Annotated in this window: 12 protein-coding genes; 2 read left to right on the plus strand and 10 right to left on the minus strand. The window is 42.5% G+C overall.

Annotation, left to right across the window (positions count from 1 at the left end; translation table 11 throughout):
- Nucleotides 1–7: 7 nt before the first annotated feature.
- The 10 genes from CWC29_RS07845 to tmk all read right to left on the minus strand — a co-directional run bounded on the left by CWC29_RS07845 (nt 8) and on the right by tmk (nt 14,445).
- Nucleotides 8–1,096: a M24 family metallopeptidase gene (locus CWC29_RS07845; RefSeq protein ID WP_138524774.1), complete on the minus strand. Its 1,089-nt coding sequence runs from the start codon at nt 1,094–1,096 to the stop codon at nt 8–10.
- Nucleotides 1,093–2,091 (minus strand): proline racemase family protein, encoded by a 999-nt coding sequence (locus tag CWC29_RS07850; protein ID WP_138524772.1) that lies wholly within the window; start codon nt 2,089–2,091, stop codon nt 1,093–1,095. The genes CWC29_RS07845 and CWC29_RS07850 overlap by 4 nt, the downstream gene beginning before the upstream one ends.
- Before the next feature lie 95 nt (nt 2,092–2,186).
- Entirely contained in the window at nt 2,187–5,171 is a 2,985-nt protein-coding gene (locus CWC29_RS07855; protein ID WP_138524770.1) for a TonB-dependent receptor, read from the minus strand.
- Nucleotides 5,172–5,499: 328 nt separating this feature from the next.
- Nucleotides 5,500–6,009, minus strand: a complete 510-nt coding sequence (locus CWC29_RS07860) for a YgjV family protein (protein ID WP_138524768.1) — start codon at nt 6,007–6,009, stop codon at nt 5,500–5,502.
- 58 nt (nt 6,010–6,067) lie between these two features.
- Nucleotides 6,068–9,622 (minus strand): sensor histidine kinase, encoded by a 3,555-nt coding sequence (locus CWC29_RS07865; RefSeq protein WP_235956546.1) that lies wholly within the window; start codon nt 9,620–9,622, stop codon nt 6,068–6,070.
- Nucleotides 9,623–9,931: 309 nt separating this feature from the next.
- Nucleotides 9,932–11,770: an alkaline phosphatase D family protein gene (locus CWC29_RS07870; protein WP_128726052.1), complete on the minus strand. Its 1,839-nt coding sequence runs from the start codon at nt 11,768–11,770 to the stop codon at nt 9,932–9,934.
- Nucleotides 11,754–12,548, minus strand: coding sequence for a TatD family hydrolase (locus CWC29_RS07875; RefSeq protein ID WP_010604674.1), 795 nt, complete (start codon nt 12,546–12,548; stop codon nt 11,754–11,756). The genes CWC29_RS07870 and CWC29_RS07875 overlap by 17 nt, the downstream gene beginning before the upstream one ends.
- A gap of 7 nt (nt 12,549–12,555) precedes the next feature.
- Entirely contained in the window at nt 12,556–12,879 is a 324-nt protein-coding gene (locus CWC29_RS07880) for a PilZ domain-containing protein (protein WP_128726051.1), read from the minus strand.
- 11 nt (nt 12,880–12,890) lie between these two features.
- Nucleotides 12,891–13,799 carry a DNA polymerase III subunit delta' gene (gene holB, locus CWC29_RS07885; protein ID WP_128726050.1) on the minus strand — a complete coding sequence of 303 codons (909 nt, stop codon included), beginning with the start codon at nt 13,797–13,799 and terminating at the stop codon, nt 12,891–12,893.
- Nucleotides 13,792–14,445: a dTMP kinase gene (gene tmk / locus CWC29_RS07890; RefSeq protein ID WP_128726049.1), complete on the minus strand. Its 654-nt coding sequence runs from the start codon at nt 14,443–14,445 to the stop codon at nt 13,792–13,794. The genes holB and tmk overlap by 8 nt, the downstream gene beginning before the upstream one ends.
- A gap of 236 nt (nt 14,446–14,681) precedes the next feature.
- Between tmk and CWC29_RS07895 the strand changes: the two genes are divergently transcribed.
- Entirely contained in the window at nt 14,682–15,869 is a 1,188-nt protein-coding gene (locus CWC29_RS07895; RefSeq protein WP_138524766.1) for a sugar ABC transporter substrate-binding protein, read from the plus strand.
- Entirely contained in the window at nt 15,844–17,994 is a 2,151-nt protein-coding gene (locus tag CWC29_RS07900; protein ID WP_128726047.1) for an ATP-binding protein, read from the plus strand. Before CWC29_RS07895 ends, CWC29_RS07900 begins: the two co-directional genes overlap by 26 nt.
- Nucleotides 17,995–18,021 lie beyond the last annotated feature (27 nt).

Here is an 18,021-nt window from a genome sequence, read left to right on the forward strand (position 1 = left end):
TCATTCCTTAGTTTGTTAGCTGAAATACTTGTGGCGCGTGGGTTAAGCATTCAAAACCATTTTCAGTCACCAATACATCTTCTTCCAAGCGCACACCACCATAATTTGGAATGTAAATACCCGGCTCTATGGTTATGATATTGCCAGCTTCTAATTGGTGATCGACCCCAGGTTTAATAAACGGCTGCTCGTGTAGAAATAGCCCCACACCGTGACCAAGTCCCTCACCTGCGTATTGTGAAAAGTCACTATGACTCAACACATCGTGTGATGCGTTATTTAAATCTATGCAGTTAACGCCCGCTTTTATTAGCGCCAACGCAGCTCGCTGCGCATGTTGAACCGTGTCATAAATGGATTGTTGTTGCTTCATCGGCTCCCCCAACACGTAACTTCGCGTCATATCAGAGCGATAGCCGCCTATCACCGCACCAAAGTCGATAAGTACCAAGTCCCCTTGGTTGAGCTTTGTCTGTCCTGGGTTTCCGTGCGGTAAGGAAGAACGTGCACCAAATAATAGGATTGTGTCAAAAGAGAGTCCTTCGGAGCCTAGCTTTTGCATCTGATACTCAAGCTCAATTGCCGCTTCTCGCTCAGTAATCCCTACCTTTAACAAAGGCAGTGTATGGGCAAGCGCCGAGTCAGCTATCTCGGCGGCGCGTTTAATACAGTTAATTTCATAACCATCTTTAACTTGTCTTAGTGATTCCACCCACAGCGGCGCGGCAACAAGCGTGGTATTTTTTGCACTGATATTTAATGAGACATAATCTGCGTGACTAATTTGATGCGCTTCAAATGCAAGCTGTCGCGGTCCATCCAATAATCTAAAAATACAATCAGGTAACGTTTCTTTATCACGATTTCTTAAAATAACTTCGACTCCCACCGCTTCATTGCTAGCACGCTCAAAGTAACGATAATCGGTAATGAGTCTGTGTTGCCCATTTGAAGACATCAACAATGTTGCAGCATGGCCAGTAAAGCCAGTTAAATATACAATATTCTCGTAGCCATAAATAATGATAGCGTCACTTTGGTGTTGTTGTAATTTATTGACTAAGCGTTGCTGTCTGGCTGCGTAATCTACATTCATCGTAGTAAAAATCCTCTTACTAATGGATCGTGGTCGTCTAAAATAAATTGGTGTCGGCCTGTAATATAGGCTGTGCCCGAAACTATTGGGATTAACGATTTACTGTCATCAGTAAGTTGATAACAAACATCTAAGCCCAGGCCTAATATACCTTCAATAAAGATACGTTGATTTGCAGAGAGCTCATCTCTGGCGGCAAGAATTGCAGCTCTACCACTAACTCCTGTCCCTGTTGGACTGCGATCTAATTCGCCATCGGCAAAAATGCACACATGCTTACTGTGGGCAGAGTCCGATTTTTGAGAATTGGAATAAAAAATCACTCCATATAAAAACGCAAGGCGCGCATCGTCACACACTAAGCTAATCTGTGTTGCAATTTCTTGTTTAAGCGTTAAACCTAACTGCTGAATGTAAGCTGCATTTTCTGACGTAAGAGCTAAATCGATTGTATCAGCGTCAATATAGGCATAAAACGCACCACCAAATGCGATATCCACTGAGATTAAACCAAATTCAGATGTCTTGACTTGCTTATCGAGTGTCACTACCTCTGCTGGTACATTGGCAAATTCAGCTTGGCCGTCTCTTAGCCATGCAGTAATTAACCCTGCTGGCGCATCTATCAACAACTGCTTCTTTACAGGATTGTGCTGTAAAAATAGTGTGGTTAAAGCAATAATCGCATGACCACACATTGTTGAGTACCCTTCATTATGAAGAAATAACACGCCAAAATCGCTTTCTGGTAACTGCTTTTCAACGATAAGTGCACCATACATATCAGTATGACCCCTAGGCTCATACATCAGCGCGGTGCGATAGTGATCAAGATTTTCTACACAGTATTGCCGTTTATCTAAAATAGTGCTGCCTTGAGGTTCAGGGAATCCATCGACAATCACCCGCAACGGTTCGCCGGCGGTATGCATATCAACCGTCTCTATTACTTTCGCGTGGCTCAGTATCTGTTCAAAATCTATTGTTAACGTCATCATACTCTCCGTGACATGAAATAAGCCAAACGTTTTGTTTGGCTTAAACCAAGAGTTAGGTACATGACACCTATCCTTGGCTCTCTCCAGGGAAATTAAAACGTAAACCTTGCAAGCAACGACGCGTAACGTTCAGTTTGTCGTAACGTCGTGATGCCGTAGTCAGGGTTAACGATTAAACCATTTTCACCGTCTAAAGAACGTTGTTCATTGATCCCAAGCGCTTTATCACTGTTTAGTAGGTTATAAACAGTTCCTTTAAGCAATAGGTCATGCCCCATAATATCTGTAGAATAACTGAGCGATAGGTCTACCGTGGTTGCCCAAGGCAGATTATCAATGCTACCGCGAGGAGCTGGATTGCCGTTTTCGTCATAATGTGAAACATGACCGTAATCTTTACTTACGCACGCGTCCCAAGGGCTTCCTGCGGCACAGCTATCTACACCGACTGGGTGCTTAGAAAAATAGTTAGTCGGGCGGCCTGATGACGTTCTTGCAACCAGCCCCAGAGTTAGCTCATCTGTGATATCGTAAGAGCCTGATACTTTTATTGAATGGCGATGGTCGTTAGGCAAATTACCATAGCCGTGATCCATCAGATCCGCGTAATCATAAGAAGTTGTCCAACCAGGATCAGCCTGATCGTTGTCGGTTTTCACTAAACCTTCTGTATTACCATAGCTGTGTGACCAAGTATAAGAAGAATTAATCCGCAACTTATCAGTAATATTTCCCTCTAAGGTAAATTCAAGTGCCAGATATTTACGTACAGCTTGTTGCAGGGCAAGCTCTTCTGCACTAAGTGTCACTTCATCGACTTGGCCATCGCCATCGAAGTCATAACTCATGGTGATCGCTTCACCAGGGTTATTCAGCACATAGTAAGACCCTTGACCGACATTGTCTTGGATACCGAGTTCGGCCAATTTCTTCGCAAGTACGGGGCCAACATCCGTATCTTCAACACTACGTCCAAGATCTCGATAAATAGCTCTAACCCCAAATGCCATATCGTCAAAAATGGTGGTCTGGTACCCTAAGGTCAGTTCGTCAGAATACATCGGCTTAAGTGTTGAAGAAGCAATCAAGCCAGGCTCTGTAATTCCGCGTTGACGCCAGCGTCTATCTCGAAGCATCTCCCCTCGACTTGGCGAGCCATCATTTAATAAAATGGGATAGCCATCACTGTCTACTTGATCTAGATCGAAATACTCAAACCACTCTACTGAAGCTGAACCTTGAGTGATATTCATGTTGGCAGACACAGGTTGAAAGTATCGCCCGTAAGTGAAGAAAACTTTGGATTCACCATCACCATTTAAGTCGTAAATAGCCTGAAACCTTGGCGCGAGTTGGTTATCCATATCAACAAATGCTCTGCCATCAGTGACGGTATTTTCAAACTGGCTATAACGCAGTCCCAGGTTTAACACGAGTTGGTCGGTGACTTGCCAAGAATCATTGACGTAGACAGCAAGCGAGTTAACCTCAGAGTCAACCGTCCTAGTCCTCACTCGGCGTTCAATATAATCCTGACCTAGCGCAGCACCAGAGATGCTCCCTTCACCAGCGGTTTTGATTGTCCACCAGCCTTCTGCGTCTCCAAGGCCATTTTGACCTTCAAAGTGATCTACCGTAACTTTAGTGTAATCAACACCAAACAAAATGGAGTGATAGTCTAGATCGATATTGAAATCTACTCTCGCTTGGTCACGAACAAACTCTTGCTCAGAAATACTGCTAGCTGTGTGGCTCGATAATGTGACAAAACTTTCCCTTTCATCCCAAACACCTGGCACAGTTGAAGCAACGATGTTTTCTACATTTTCAGTGACTCGACCAACCACAGCCGATACCGAGAAAAAGTCTGAAAAGTAACCGCTGTAATTGATACTGTAAACCTTGCCGCCATCTTCACCGGGAGCAGCTACACCTTGTTTATCACCAATCGTATCGCTTTCCCAATCATAAGCATAGGTCTGCCTCGTCCATTCTCTTTTGTTATTCATGGCTGAAAATCCGATTGAGTGGTCTTCGTTGATGAACCAATCAAGTTTTGCAAACCAACGGTCTTCATCTCGGCTTCTGTCATTGAAGGTCGTTTGCCCAGCCCAGCGATTAACCTCCCGTCGAGGCGCATATAGACCATAATAAAACAAACTGTCCTCAATGATTGCACCACTCGCCCAGACTTGTAATTCTCTAAAGGAGTCGTAATCTTGCTCTGTATTTAAGTTAATTGTCCCGTTATCCAAATAATTAGAATCATGATAACTATGACTAGAAGAAGGGTCTATCCTCACCTCCGCCCCTAAGTTAAATTCATTATCACCAGATTTAGAAATTGCGTTAACAATACCGCCAAGCGCGCCACCAAATTCAGGGCTAATTCCCCCCGTTTTGATTTGAGTTTGTGAAATGGCTTCCCAAGGCAAGCGAATTGAGCCTAAACCAGTTTGGATACTCGTGACATTTAAGCCATTAAAGTAATAACCATTTTCTGCTGACGAAGATCCACCAAAACTTGATGCCCCCTTAAATGAATCTCCACCAGGTTCAGCGGTGCCTGGTGCGAGTAACGCAATACTTTCAAAGCCAGTGTTGACCGGCATGACTTTGAGCTCTGCGTCTGTAAAGGTTACGCCAGCCGTTGACGAGGCCATATCAACACGTCGGATAGCCGTACCTGTTACCGCTATCCGCTCTATATCCTGCCCTTGTTGTAATAGTTGAGCGTCTAAGATCAGCGCCTGTCCAATATTAAGCTCAACGTCCTCTTCAATAACGGTTTCAAATCCTGCTTTATTAATTGACACGCTGTAACGACCAACAGGCAGATTACGTAAAATGTATTCGCCCTTGCCATTAGTTTGCACAGCAAACTTCAGCCCCTTAGTTTTGTGTGTAAAGGTCAATTGAGCCTGCGATAACTCAATACCTTGACCATTGACGATGCTCCCTTTCACAGTGCTATTGCCATCTGCTGCAAATGCTGTAGCAGTCCCCAACGCTAAAGCAAGTGCTGATGCTGTGAGTGATTTACACAGTGTTTGCGCTGTTTTTTTGTTATTACGCATATTGTTGTCCTTTTGTTCCCATTGATTTGAGTGGTTTTTTGGTAACGAACAAACAATACACAATAGATATATTGTATACAATATTAATTATGCAATAATTACACACAATGATGGTAACATTATGATTTAGATAGAGATTATTTATTAATTTTTTATTGCTACTCTTTGGCGATACTGCTTTTTACTCAACAAGTAATGACTTGAAAAGTTGAGAGCTTCTCATTTAACCCATTGAATTAATTTATATATTTAAAACTTAATCTAGTTTGATTAGTGTCCATACCAGTAAAATTAGATCCACTTTAACTCGGCTGCTAGTCAGAGCGCTTTACTCAGCCTTCAACTTACTCGTTTTATACTTCATATAAATTCGCCCTAGCCCAATCAAGTTACTCACCAAAAAAGTACTTTCTAACACAATCGCCATGGGTGAACCGACATAACAATTATGTATCAACCAGCACAAAGTACCTAACATCATCACACACCGAAATGCCACCTGCTCGCGAATAAATGCACCAAATGTCAATAAAACACTACCAAAAACAGCATAAAGTTCGTAATTTGCATTTAAGTGTACTAAAGGTGGCACGGTATTGAGTAGTAGAAAACCGATAAGTAAGCGCTTTGACTGCGACTTGATAAACACTAGATATCTAAGGCTCGCAACCGCCATAAGCAATGCGCCAGCAATAGCATCGAGTAGATAGAAATGAATTGCAGTAAGTGCAGTCGACACGCTTAGTGCCAATAGCACCTGCTGTCGCTTCATAAATTGAAATGACGCGAGATCGAGTAAAGCAGCAAGGGCAACCAAAAACTGAGATAATAAGAACATGACAAACTCCTAAAAGAAGCATTGTCACAAGCAATTCGCTAGCAGTAATTCACCTAAGTTAATTTTCAGTCGTTAATTTCTTTAACGGTACTTTTATCGTAATTTCGACACCTTGCAATTTCGCCGTTTTACAGCGGATCTCGCCCTTTAGAAGTTGCGTTACTAAATTATAAACAATATGCATACCTAATCCACATCCGCCTTGATTACGCTTTGTCGTAACAAATGGTTCAAATAACGTTTTTTGCATTGCTTCGTCCATACCGACACCATTGTCGCGGTATACGATAGACCAGTAGCTATCTGTAGCCTCGACTAACACGTTAACAGTGCCAGATGCACTTCCCTCAAACCCATGGATAATAGAATTGTTAAATAGGTTTGCCATTATTTGATAAACTGCCCCCGGATAGGTAGAGAGATTGACTTTAGCATTACCCTCGATAGACAAATATACTTCTTTATTTTTAGCCAATGGTTTTAACGACTCGAATACATCATTGATATATTCGAGTAGGTTAATATCGCGTTCGGTCTCGCTTGATTGATCCACCGCGACTTGCTTAAAATTACTGATAAGACTTTCTGCTCTTTGTAAATTGCGACTGATCAGTAGGTACCCTTCCTGCTGTGCATCGATGGAAGTGACTAAGTCTTTTTGCTTAAGTGTCTTATTCTCAAGTTTTTCTACCAGCTGAGATAAACAATCTTCATTGTGCGAAAGTGCTGTGATAGCAATACCTAACGGTGTGTTGATTTCATGTGCAACCCCTGCAACCACAACACCCAACGAGGCCATTTTTTCACTTTCAATCAAGTCTTCTTGTGCTTGCTTTAACTCAAACATTGCTTTCTCGAGTTTCTGGTTCTTTTTATAAAGCTCATCGGTACGCATCGCGACTTTTATCTCAAGTTGCTCATTTAGCGACTGCAAAGCTTGTTGATGTGCTTTCAGATCAGCAATATCTTTCAATGCCCCCGCTATCCGTATTGCTCTGCCGTTATCGTCTCGTGCCACCACCTTTCCTCTATCTAATACCCAGATCCACTTTCCTTGTTGATCTTTGACGCGAATAGACAATTCATACACGTCTTCACTACCGTCGACACAGGACTGGAGGCACTCCTCAAGTAACACACAATCCTTAGGATGTACAAACTGGTCAAGCTCATTGAGAATAAGTTTATCTTGGAGTTCATTAAAGTCGATCCTTGGATTCACGCTGTAACGATAAATTTTACCGGACTCAACATGCCAATCCCAAAGTTCATCACCACTTGCCCACAACGACAACTCTAACCGCTCTTGGAGCGCGGACATTTTCTGATTATCCCGCAGCACTTGCTGGTAGCGTTGTTGTCTCGCTCTAACAAATGCAGCGATAATAAGCACAATGATGAATGTATAGAGAGCCTTTGAGTACGTATTCCACCAAATTGGAGCATCGATATGAATACTAAACTCATGAACTGGAGACTGCATATTAAAACGGTTAACGGTATAGGTTTCTACTCGATAGGTGCCTGGCTCAAGCTGGAGTAAATTTATTTGCCTTGTTCCATTTGCAAGTTTTAACCATTTATCGCTTAGCCCTTTAACACGATAATAAAAATTCAGCTTTTCAGAGCCAAAGTCTAAACTAGAGTATTGTAACGATATGATATTTTGGTCATAGCGCAGTCGCAATGACCCCGCCAGCTCTGGCGCAACAGTAAGGATCCCATCGAGACTTGGCTTCAATGGTTCACCCAATAATTCGATTGTAGAGACCAAAATAGGCCGTGCGGTGTTTGAAATTGATACATTCTGAGGAAAAAACTGATTAAACCCTTTAGCACCTCCCATAAAGATTCTGCCATCAGGGGCTTTCCAAGCAGCATTATAGTTAAATTCATGCGCTTGCACACCGTCAATAGGTAGGAAGTTGTCAATGGTAAAATCCATTACATTTACGCGCGACAGCCCACCACTGGTGCCAAGCCACATGTACTCGTAGTCATCGTAAACCAGCCCCCATACGGCTTGGTTTCCTAGTCCCTCTTGTTCACCAATAGTTCGAATAACTTTCATTTGTTTATCAACTAAACTAATCCCCGCTTCACTCGCAACCCAGATACGTTGCCACGGATCTTCATCTATCATAAAAACCAAGTTCGACTTTAAGCCATCTTGCGTGGTGAGGTTATGAAGCTGACCTTTACTAAACTTAAATAGGCCCTCACCTATCGATCCGAACCATAAGTCCTGCCCGACCACTTTAAACGAAGACACATGCGAAGGCGCATTTGGACGGTTTTCAAAAAACTGCACTAACACTTTCGACTCTTCGTCGTACCTCATTAGACCTAGCGTCCTTGAACTTACTAAAATCTGAGATTGATACTCGATGACATCATTAAAACTAAGTTCTGGTCCATTATCGGAGTCTGGCATTAAATGACTATATTCCCCTTCAGTTAGGGCATACCTGACAACACCGTCTCCTCTCGTTGTCACCCACAAAGTATGATCGTAAATTTTTACCTGAGTGATAAAACTTCCTTTAATGGCGGACAAACTTGGAAAAATCCGATGCGCTTCAATAAAGCTTGAATTTTGATAAATATACAAGCCAGATGACGTGCCTATCCAAAAGCGCTCACTACTATCTAACGCGAAATTTCTGACATCAGGATGCCCCAAAGGGGCATGTGGAAAGTTTTGTTCTCCAACATGGCCAAACGACTCGCTCAGTTGGCTAAAAAAGTGTAACCCTTGAGATTCTGTACCAATCCACAAATCGCCATTTCTATCTCGTTGAACACTTAGCACGTTATTGTCTTGCAGTCCGTCATATTGCTCTGCACGACGATACCAATGACGTTTAATATTGCCTTGCAAGTCTAGAATAAATACGCCTGTATTAGCTGCGACGAGTATTTCATTCGCCCTTACTTTAATTTGATGAATGCTAAGATTTACTTTCGCGCTGACCGACTTTTGCCATTGCACTTTATTAAACTGAGTGTCAAAACTAATGATTTTATCATCCGCATCAACAACGAATACTCGTCCGTGAGACAGCGCCAGTGTTTTAAACTCTCCCTCCAGCAATACATTCGCACCGACCTTGTCTTTTGGCTGACTGACTAAGCCATCCGCATTGAGGTAAATAAACGCCTCCCTCGTTTCTTGAACCTCACGAACAAATGCTCCAATTAAATAAAGCTTTTCAGGCTTCAAGGTTTGGTAGTTAACTCGGTAAGCATCGCCTTCCTCTGTTGACACAGTGACTGATTCACCATAACAGGCCACTTTCTTGACCCTATCAGAACTAACTGCCTCATTTTGTGCAGCTAAAATAGAGCGAAAGGTCCCCGCTTCAGTATCGTAAATGCTAAGTCCTGTGCTTGTTCCAATCCAGATATATTTGCCACTGTGGCATAGTGAGGTAATAAAACCACCGGAGAGATGATGTTTGGAGTTCTGTTTTACTTCAAATTGAACAAAGTCGTGACCATCAAAACGATTTAGGCCGGACTGAGTACCAACCCAAATATACCCGAGTTGATCTTGCGTAATGGCAGTGATGGTGACTTGACTGAGACCAGAATTATAGTCATAGCGTCGCATAATCTGCGCCGTATCACTAAACTCGGGAAAATTGGCGACACAAGGAAAGCTCGGTGACAACAATAACAACAACACACAAAACCATTTCAGTGTGCTGCATGGTACAACGAACAGGTACATGTGCTTGAGTGGTGTCATATAGTCGAGATGTTAGCCCGCATTATATTAACTATAGCAAAAGTGAAAAAGAACAATGATTTTTTGGTGGATTTGGTACTTAACGCTAGCCGCTAGGTTCAGGAAAGCAAAGCTTCAACTAGCTACGCTTAGCTATAAATCGCAGAAAACGATTCATTCAACACTCAAATCTTACAACTCAAAATGACTGTGGATCCCAGTACCGTGCAGTAGTTCATACTTCTCTAGCAAGCCGTTTTCAAGCGTTACTAAGCTAATCGCAGAATCAGACACCAAGTAACCATGTTTTTTTAGCGATGAAGGATGCTTACTTACAGATAGCTGCCAACGTTTTGTAAAGAGATTCAAAGGACTATATTTGGCATACAAAATCGTGTCCATCTTATCTAAAATATTGATAAGCGGCTTTGGAAATTCATTTTTTATCCCTGATGCTGTTAACTGCCAAATGCGGTTATCATGACGACCAAAACGAGCCTGAACCGAAAAGCAAAACGAATAATGCACATCGCCGGAGAGTATAATGGTTTCTTTGGGTGTATCTGGACGCTTAAAAATTTCAATGAGTTTTTTCGCGGCCCCTTCATGCGCCATCCAATTTTCCACATCTACCATTAACGGCTCACCACACGCATTAAATACAGCTTGTATGGTTTCGATTGCCTTTACCCCAAATACTGGCGCAGGACTGACCATCAATACTGCACTGTGGTCGATAAGCGTGTCTTGTAGCTCCATCAACATTTCCCAGTCGAGTAAACCACTCGGTTCATTGAAATCTTGTTCATTACGCCAGCGATGTGTACGGGTATCTAGCACCACCACTTTTGGAAACGTATCTAAACAATAATGCCAATGTGTGAATCGGCGAACTTGTTTGTCAAACGCCGAAAAGTGCCATTCGTTGTCAATCAAGCTTGAATTAAAACCTGATGTCAGCGCCCCGCTATACTCAAACGCATCATTACCAATGCCTTGAAACAGCCAATAGCTAATAATGCCATTACTGATTATACGGCGACTCACTTTATGGTTTGCAATTGCCTGTTCCCATTTAGCCGTCAAATTCCAATCATCGGTTACATCATGGTCATCAAACATCATTAAAATGGGCACGTTCGCACACAACCGCTCAGCACTAGGCAATGTTTCAACAAAGCCTTTTAGCGCGTCAAGTTCAGACTCAAATATTCGCCTAACTTTGTCGTTGCCACCGTCATAATGAAGCGCATCAAAGTTAACCAATTGCCAAGCAAGATGAGAGAAGTTTAACAGGTAACAGGCGACAAACTCTTCGAAGAAAATGAGGTGATTAAAGGCCTTAACACTAGAAAAGTGCGGTTCATCCTTTCGAAACCAATAGCCCGGTGAAAACTTTGAGCGCTCCTGCCATGGCGTCTTCGGTAGATATAAGTGACGATGGTAAAGTTGAGCTTGCTGATCAGCAGGTAGGTGCATTGGCAAGTTGGTTTCTCTGAACAAACCTAACCTTGCTATAAGTTGGTGAATAGCCAACAACATGGCGCCGGCAACATCATCTGCGTAGATCTGATCACCAGAAAAAATACACAAATCAGCACCTACCTCACCAAGCTCGCGCTGCTGCTCCTGCCACTGATCCGCAGTATGTAAACTGTCTTTAGCGTGATGATGCGGGTTACGGCATGAGCCATGTAGTATTTGGTTGAGCACAGCAGGTATCGCAAAGCTGAGCTCTTCTCCGTAACGCAGATAATCTGGCTTATACGCGGCACCGTTAATAAGCACTTGATACTCGAGCAGCTGCGCTGTTGGCAGAGCCTTCTCGCTGCATATCAGCAAAAAATGCAAAAAGCAGGCTGCACCGAGCTGAAATGTCTCAACCTCACATCGACTTTGATGGGCCAATAACGAAGCCGAGATATCCACGGCTTCACAAGTAACTACCTGAATACAAATTTTATTCTGCTCAGCTCGGCGAACCAGCGGGCCCATCAACACCTGAGGTAGCTGATTAAGTTGTGCTACCATCTTGGCGTTTCACCAAATTAAATAAAGAGTAAAAGTTATTCGTGGTTTGCTCTGCAAGCGCTTTGTAGCTCACCCCTTTTAAGTCAGCAATATAATATGCAACGTCTTGTACATAAGCAGGTTGGTTAGTTTTACCACGATGTGGTACAGGTGCAAGGTAAGGTGAGTCGGTTTCAATAAGCAATCGGTCCATAGGGATTTGCTTAACAACTTCCTGAAGCGCCGTCGCATTTTTAAACGTCACAATACCAGAGATTGAAATGTAAAAACCAAGGTCTAATGCCTGCTTTGCCATCGGCCAATCTTCGGTAAAACAGTGCAGCACACCACCGCAATTTTGCGCATTGTGGGCACGCATGATGTCTATCGTGTCTGCTTTTGCATCACGAGTATGAATGATCAGTGGTTTTTGCAACTGGTTAGCCACATCGATATGTCCAGCAAAGCTTTCTTGCTGTACCTGGTGCGTATCTTTTGAATAATAATAATCTAATCCAGTTTCACCAATAGCAACGACCTTATCATTACTTGCTAGTTGCACTAGCCTTTCAACATCCAGTTTATCTTTTTGATCCAATGGATGTACCCCACAAGATGCAGAAACATCATCAAAATGGGCTATTTTTTCTAACATCGATGGAAATTGGTCTAGTGTCACGCTAACGCATAAAAAGTGTTCTACTTGTTTTTGTCTCGCGTTACTGAGTACTTCTTCAAGGCTTAGGCCTAACTTTTCAAAATCAAGTCTATCTAAATGACAGTGAGAGTCTACAATCATACTGGCTCTACATGGTGTAAGTTGGTTTATCTGAATGCAAAGTCGCACCCAAAAGCTTATTTATTTTATCGTTCAGAGCTGGCGCGTCTACAAACGCAACACCAACACCCGAAGGATTAGAATTTTGTGCACCTTGCGGTGTTAACCAAGCAACCACTACGTTGACTTCGTCCGCTTCTAGAGCGTCAGGCAAGGTGACTCTGAGCTTTAATTCTTGCCCCATATCAAAATGGGCATTGGACTTGATAAATATGCCACCGGATTTCAGAAATGGCATATAACAACGATATAGCTCATCTAAATCTTCAAAATCCGCAAGTAACTCTTGCATGCGCCACCTCTTTATAGCTGTTTTTGTAAGGCAAAAAGTAAATTAGAAATACTAAGGTTTTGATTTAACCCTAACACATTTTTCTGTTCGTACATAAACCGATGTATCAAGCTCACTAAGTCTTGATACTGGGTAAAACTCAAGCCATTTCCTTGTGTCATCGCCCCTTTAAGGCGATTAAGCAAAAAACGGGCAAATACATCGCTCATTGCGCTTTGCTTTAATAAAATCTTTTCAACCATTTGCGCACTTTCTGCTGTTAATTGATTCGCCGCGTGATAAAGCGCAGTCACATCCTCAAGCACACCTTCTTGTTGCCACGCTTCGATAATAAAGGGCTGAAGAGAAAATTCATCAAACCAAGGAAAATCACAAGCGACATTTTTAGCAGCCAGCCACTGTGCAGCCTCTGCTTGATTGGGAGAGTGAATTGCCACTTTATTACAACGGCTCAAAATGGTGGCAGGTAACTTACTGTCGTCATCACTGGTAACGACCAAATAACGATTAGCATTTGGCTCTTCAAGTGTTTTTAACAGCGCATTAGCGGCTGAACGGGTCATCAGATGCGCTTGTTCAATCAACGCGACTTTATTACCGCCTTGCTGCGCAGAATGGTTCAAAAAATGCGTAATTTCTCGAATTTCATCTACCCCGATTGATTTTCCCTCAGGCACGACACTCAGTCTATCTGGGTGATTACCAGCTAAGTTCAAGTTACACGACTTACATTGCCCACAGGCAGTAAGATTTTGCGGATGTAAGCACAAAAGTGCATCTGCCAAGTGCGCCGCAAGCAGAGACTTTCCCACTCCTTTTTTACCCGATAGCAACTGAGCATGGTGCAAACGACCATTTTGCTGTGCCCGAGCAAGATAACTCAAAGCGCTGCTGTGCCAACTTGGAAGCAAATTATTCATTGCCATCCACTGTAAAGTGTTTGGCTATCAAGCTATCAAGCAGTTCAATACTTTGCTCAAGTACCTGTGCTTTACTTTGACTGGCATCAATTACAGTGAATCGTTCAGGGTCACTTTTCGCTTGAACGAGATAGCCCTCACGTGCGCGCTGCAAAAATTGTTGCTTTTCATCCTCAAGCCTATCTAGCCCCTCACCTCTTGATTTGACTCGCTTTAAGCCCTCTTCGGGATCCAAGTCCAAAATCAAATTCATGTCTGGACGAAAGCCGCCGAGCGCAAGCTGATTAATGGTTGTGATGGTGGCAAGATCTAGCCCTCTTGCATAGTGTTGAAAACTAAAAGTTGCAGCGTCAAATCGATCAGAAATAACGACTTTGCCTTGCTCGAGTGCTGGAATAATTTTTTCACGAACATGCTGAGCACGCGCGGCCCCAAACAACATAAGCTCCGTCATGTCTGTCATTTCGGGGGTTGAGGGATCTAGAATGATTTCTCTGATCTTCTCTGAGATCTCTGTTCCACCGGGTTCACGAGTCATCACAACTTCAATACCGCGTTGTTTTAAATGCGCTTCCAATCCGGCTATAACCGTCGTTTTTCCAGCGCCATTGCTGCCATCGCAGACCAGCATAAACCCTTTTTTCATAGCAAGGATGTACTCATCGTTCTTATTTGGCTGTTATTTTATCGTGTTTTAGTGAATTATTCACGACTGAAATAGAGTTGAATGGCCCAATAAATGGAATTTGTCATTCTGAAAAGAATTTAAATCAGAGAAATTTGGTCTACAATAACAAGCACATCCGATTAGTTTATGTAAGATACGCCTAATGCCGAGCAACATTAAAATGTCTTTCAGGCCCGAAAAGGAAGCGTATTGATATGCTAGGTAAAATGCTTTGCTTGGTGTTCATGTTACTTCTTTTGGTTTATAACCCAGTAAACGCCCGTGCAAATGAACGGCCAGAGATAGATGTTGCGGTTGGACTTGAGAACTTTGATTTTCAGCCATTATTTGAAGAGTTCAGTGAAAAAACGGGTATTAAAGTTAACATTCTTGCCTTTAACAACAATCAGTTGAAAAGTGAGTTATTGTTGTATGCAGATGCCTTACAGTTACCAGATGCTGTTATTATTCCCAGCGATTATATGGGATTGACGGAACTGCAATTTTCTCAGGTACCAAAGTCTTGGTTAAGCAATAAGCTCACACAGAAAGTCATTGAAAACAGCAAGGTCAATGGCGAGCTTAAGGGTGTACCAATTATGTACGGTAACCACCTAATACTCTATTACAACCGCGCACTTGCGCCACATCCAATTACCGACTTACAAAGCTACACCCAACAAACTGTTGCAGACAAACCTACGCTCGGCTGGAATTTTTATGAAATGTATTGGTTTGTGACCTTTGCGAATGCACTTCAGCCTAACCTCATCCAGGCAGGCGTACCACAGCTTGACACCAAAGCGATGCGCCTCGCAATTTCCAATTATCAATCACTTCTCAACAGTGACGTCATAGACGCTGACTGTGCTTACCAATGCTTAATGAGTCGGTTTAAGACTGGCAAGCTCGATTATTTTGTGAATGGAATTTGGGCATATCGTCAACTTAAAGACAAGCTTAAAGACGATTTAGCCATCGCGCCTTTACCAAGATGGGGTAATCATCAACTAATGTCTCTCGCATCGTCTCATGTACTGGCTTTTCCTGCCAATGGCATAGACTCTAGAAAAGGTCCGTATCTAAAGCAGCTTGTTGACTTTATGCAAAGCCAAAAGATACAAGATAAACTGTGGGATGAACTCAATGCGCTGCCGGCAAACGGTGAAAGTTTGGCTGAACTTACAAAACGCGGCGACAAGGCACTTTCTCAACTGATCGCTTCTTTACAACAAACCTATCCACAACCCAATGAACCAATTATGGCCTATATTTGGGAAGCCATGTTAAAGGGACTAACACGCTATTTAGGTGGTGTGTATAGTGTCGAAGAAACGACGCAATATATGCAATTTATTGTCACAAAGTCGGGACAGAATGAAAGCAAATCGCAGCATCGTTGATGAAATAAAAAGAAAAATTACGGCATTATTCTCTCTCTTCCTCATTGTACTGGTTGCGATGGTTGGTTTTTCCCTGATGCAACAAAAGGCAACCTTAGAACAAGAAGACGTGAAACGCACTGGCGCAAGTCTTATCAACGACTTTAAAGCACAAGTCAATGAGCTGATCTATCAAGTTGCACCGTTAAGTGAAGACCATATTTTATCTACCTTACCGAACGATCTACTGTTTACTCAACACGCGGTTAAGGCGCTAACTAACTTAGTCGACAATACCGACATGGTGAAGTCTGCGTTTATCAACGACGGCTCAGTGTTTACCGTCGAGGGATATCCTTTTGATACCCTACGTTGGAACAATTCCGTATTTAGCGAGCATACAAACAAGGTTCTCTCGCAGCAGCGACGCACATTGAAAATCGACAAACTGGTTGTCCCTGTTGAAAGCCTTGAAAAGAAACCGTCGGATCAGGCCAAGCTATTTCTCGCCATTCCCCTTAGACAAAAATTATCGTCGTTAATGCGTCCTTATAAATATACAGGTGTGCTTTTCCTTGAAGTCGATCTCGGACCATTTTTAGATTCCAATCAGGAAAAAGGCTCTATCTGGTTCACCAGTCAAGACCTTGTACTTGAGGGTACACATTCATCAGATGCCACTGAAGGTGTATACCGCAGTGCTGTTTATTCACTAAAAGACGATTTTGTTGAACTTGATTTACAGCTACAACGAGAAGCCGAAGTATATAGTAACGATATTTTACGCGCGGTGTTATACATCGTGTTTATCGGGTTGATGCTAGTGGTATTACTTACCTGGTATTTACGCCGATTAGCAAAACGGTTGACCAATCCGATGCAAGCACTTGAACGTCATTGTGAACGACTGAAACGAGGGCATTACGTTTCTGCGAAAAGCGATTTTGAATTTAGAGAATTAAGAACACTTCAAATGACCCTTAACCAACTTGCGAAGCAAATCAAAGAGCAGATCAGCTCGCTTGAAAGTGAAAAAGTAAAAGCACAAAGTTCAGAGCGGGCAAAAAGTCACTTTTTGGCGAACATGAGCCACGAATTAAGAACCCCACTTAACGGCATCTATGGGGTATTTCAGTTAATGAAGCACCATAAAAGTGCAGCAGATTCCAAGGAACTAATTGCACAAGGCATGACGTCCACAGAAACATTACTTAGCCTACTCAACGACTTACTTGATTTCTCTAAAATTGAAGCTGGTGAACTAAAAATGGAGTCAGCAACGGTGGATATTAGAAATATTGTCACTGAAGTAAAGCAAGAGTTTGCCCATGCTGCAAGCACCAAGCAAATTGACCTGATTATTCAGACTGAGGACCTAGCAAACCCTTACCGATTTGGAGATTCACTGCGACTAAAGCAAATACTACGAAATTTAATATCCAATGCCGTTAAATTTACCAGTGACGGCGCGGTAACCGTTATACTTCAAGATGGCGGTAAACACCTCTCCATACGTGTAATCGATACCGGCGCAGGTATTTCTGAAATTGCGCTCAAGAAGTTATTTACTCGCTTTCAGCAAGCGGATTCATCGACCACCAGAAAATATGGTGGTACTGGGCTTGGACTTGCAATTGTTAAACAACTCGCCGAGCTAATGGATGGTCGTGTTACGGTTACGAGTAAAGAAGGCGTTGGCAGTGAGTTTAAAGTTGAGCTCGTACTCGAGATTTGCGAAGCACCTGAACAATCTATCATGCAAGACTTGCATGCTATACCCGCCTTGAAAGATAAAAACCTGCTACTCGCTGAAGATAATCCCCTAAATCAAAAAATATTTAGTGCCATGATTAAACCAACTGAAGCGAATCTTGTCATAGCTCAGGATGGTGAAGAAGCGATAGAGCTTTATCACGAATTGAAACCTGATATCTTTTTTGTCGATATTCAGATGCCAAAAAAAGATGGCCTAAAAGTATGCTCAGAAGTCAGAGAACAAGATAAAACAACTCCGCTTATTGCCGTCACAGCCAATGTAATGTCGGGAGATTTAGAAAATTATCAGCAACTTGGATTTGATAATTGCGTCGCAAAACCGATAGATATGAAAAAACTTTATGAAGTGATAAATACGATTGTGAGTTAACGGTCAATTTCGCCCCATTTTAGTTGG

Origin of the sequence: Pseudoalteromonas galatheae, from assembly GCF_005886105.2 — a bacterium.
GTDB classification, from domain to species: Bacteria; Pseudomonadota; Gammaproteobacteria; order Enterobacterales; family Alteromonadaceae; genus Pseudoalteromonas; species Pseudoalteromonas galatheae.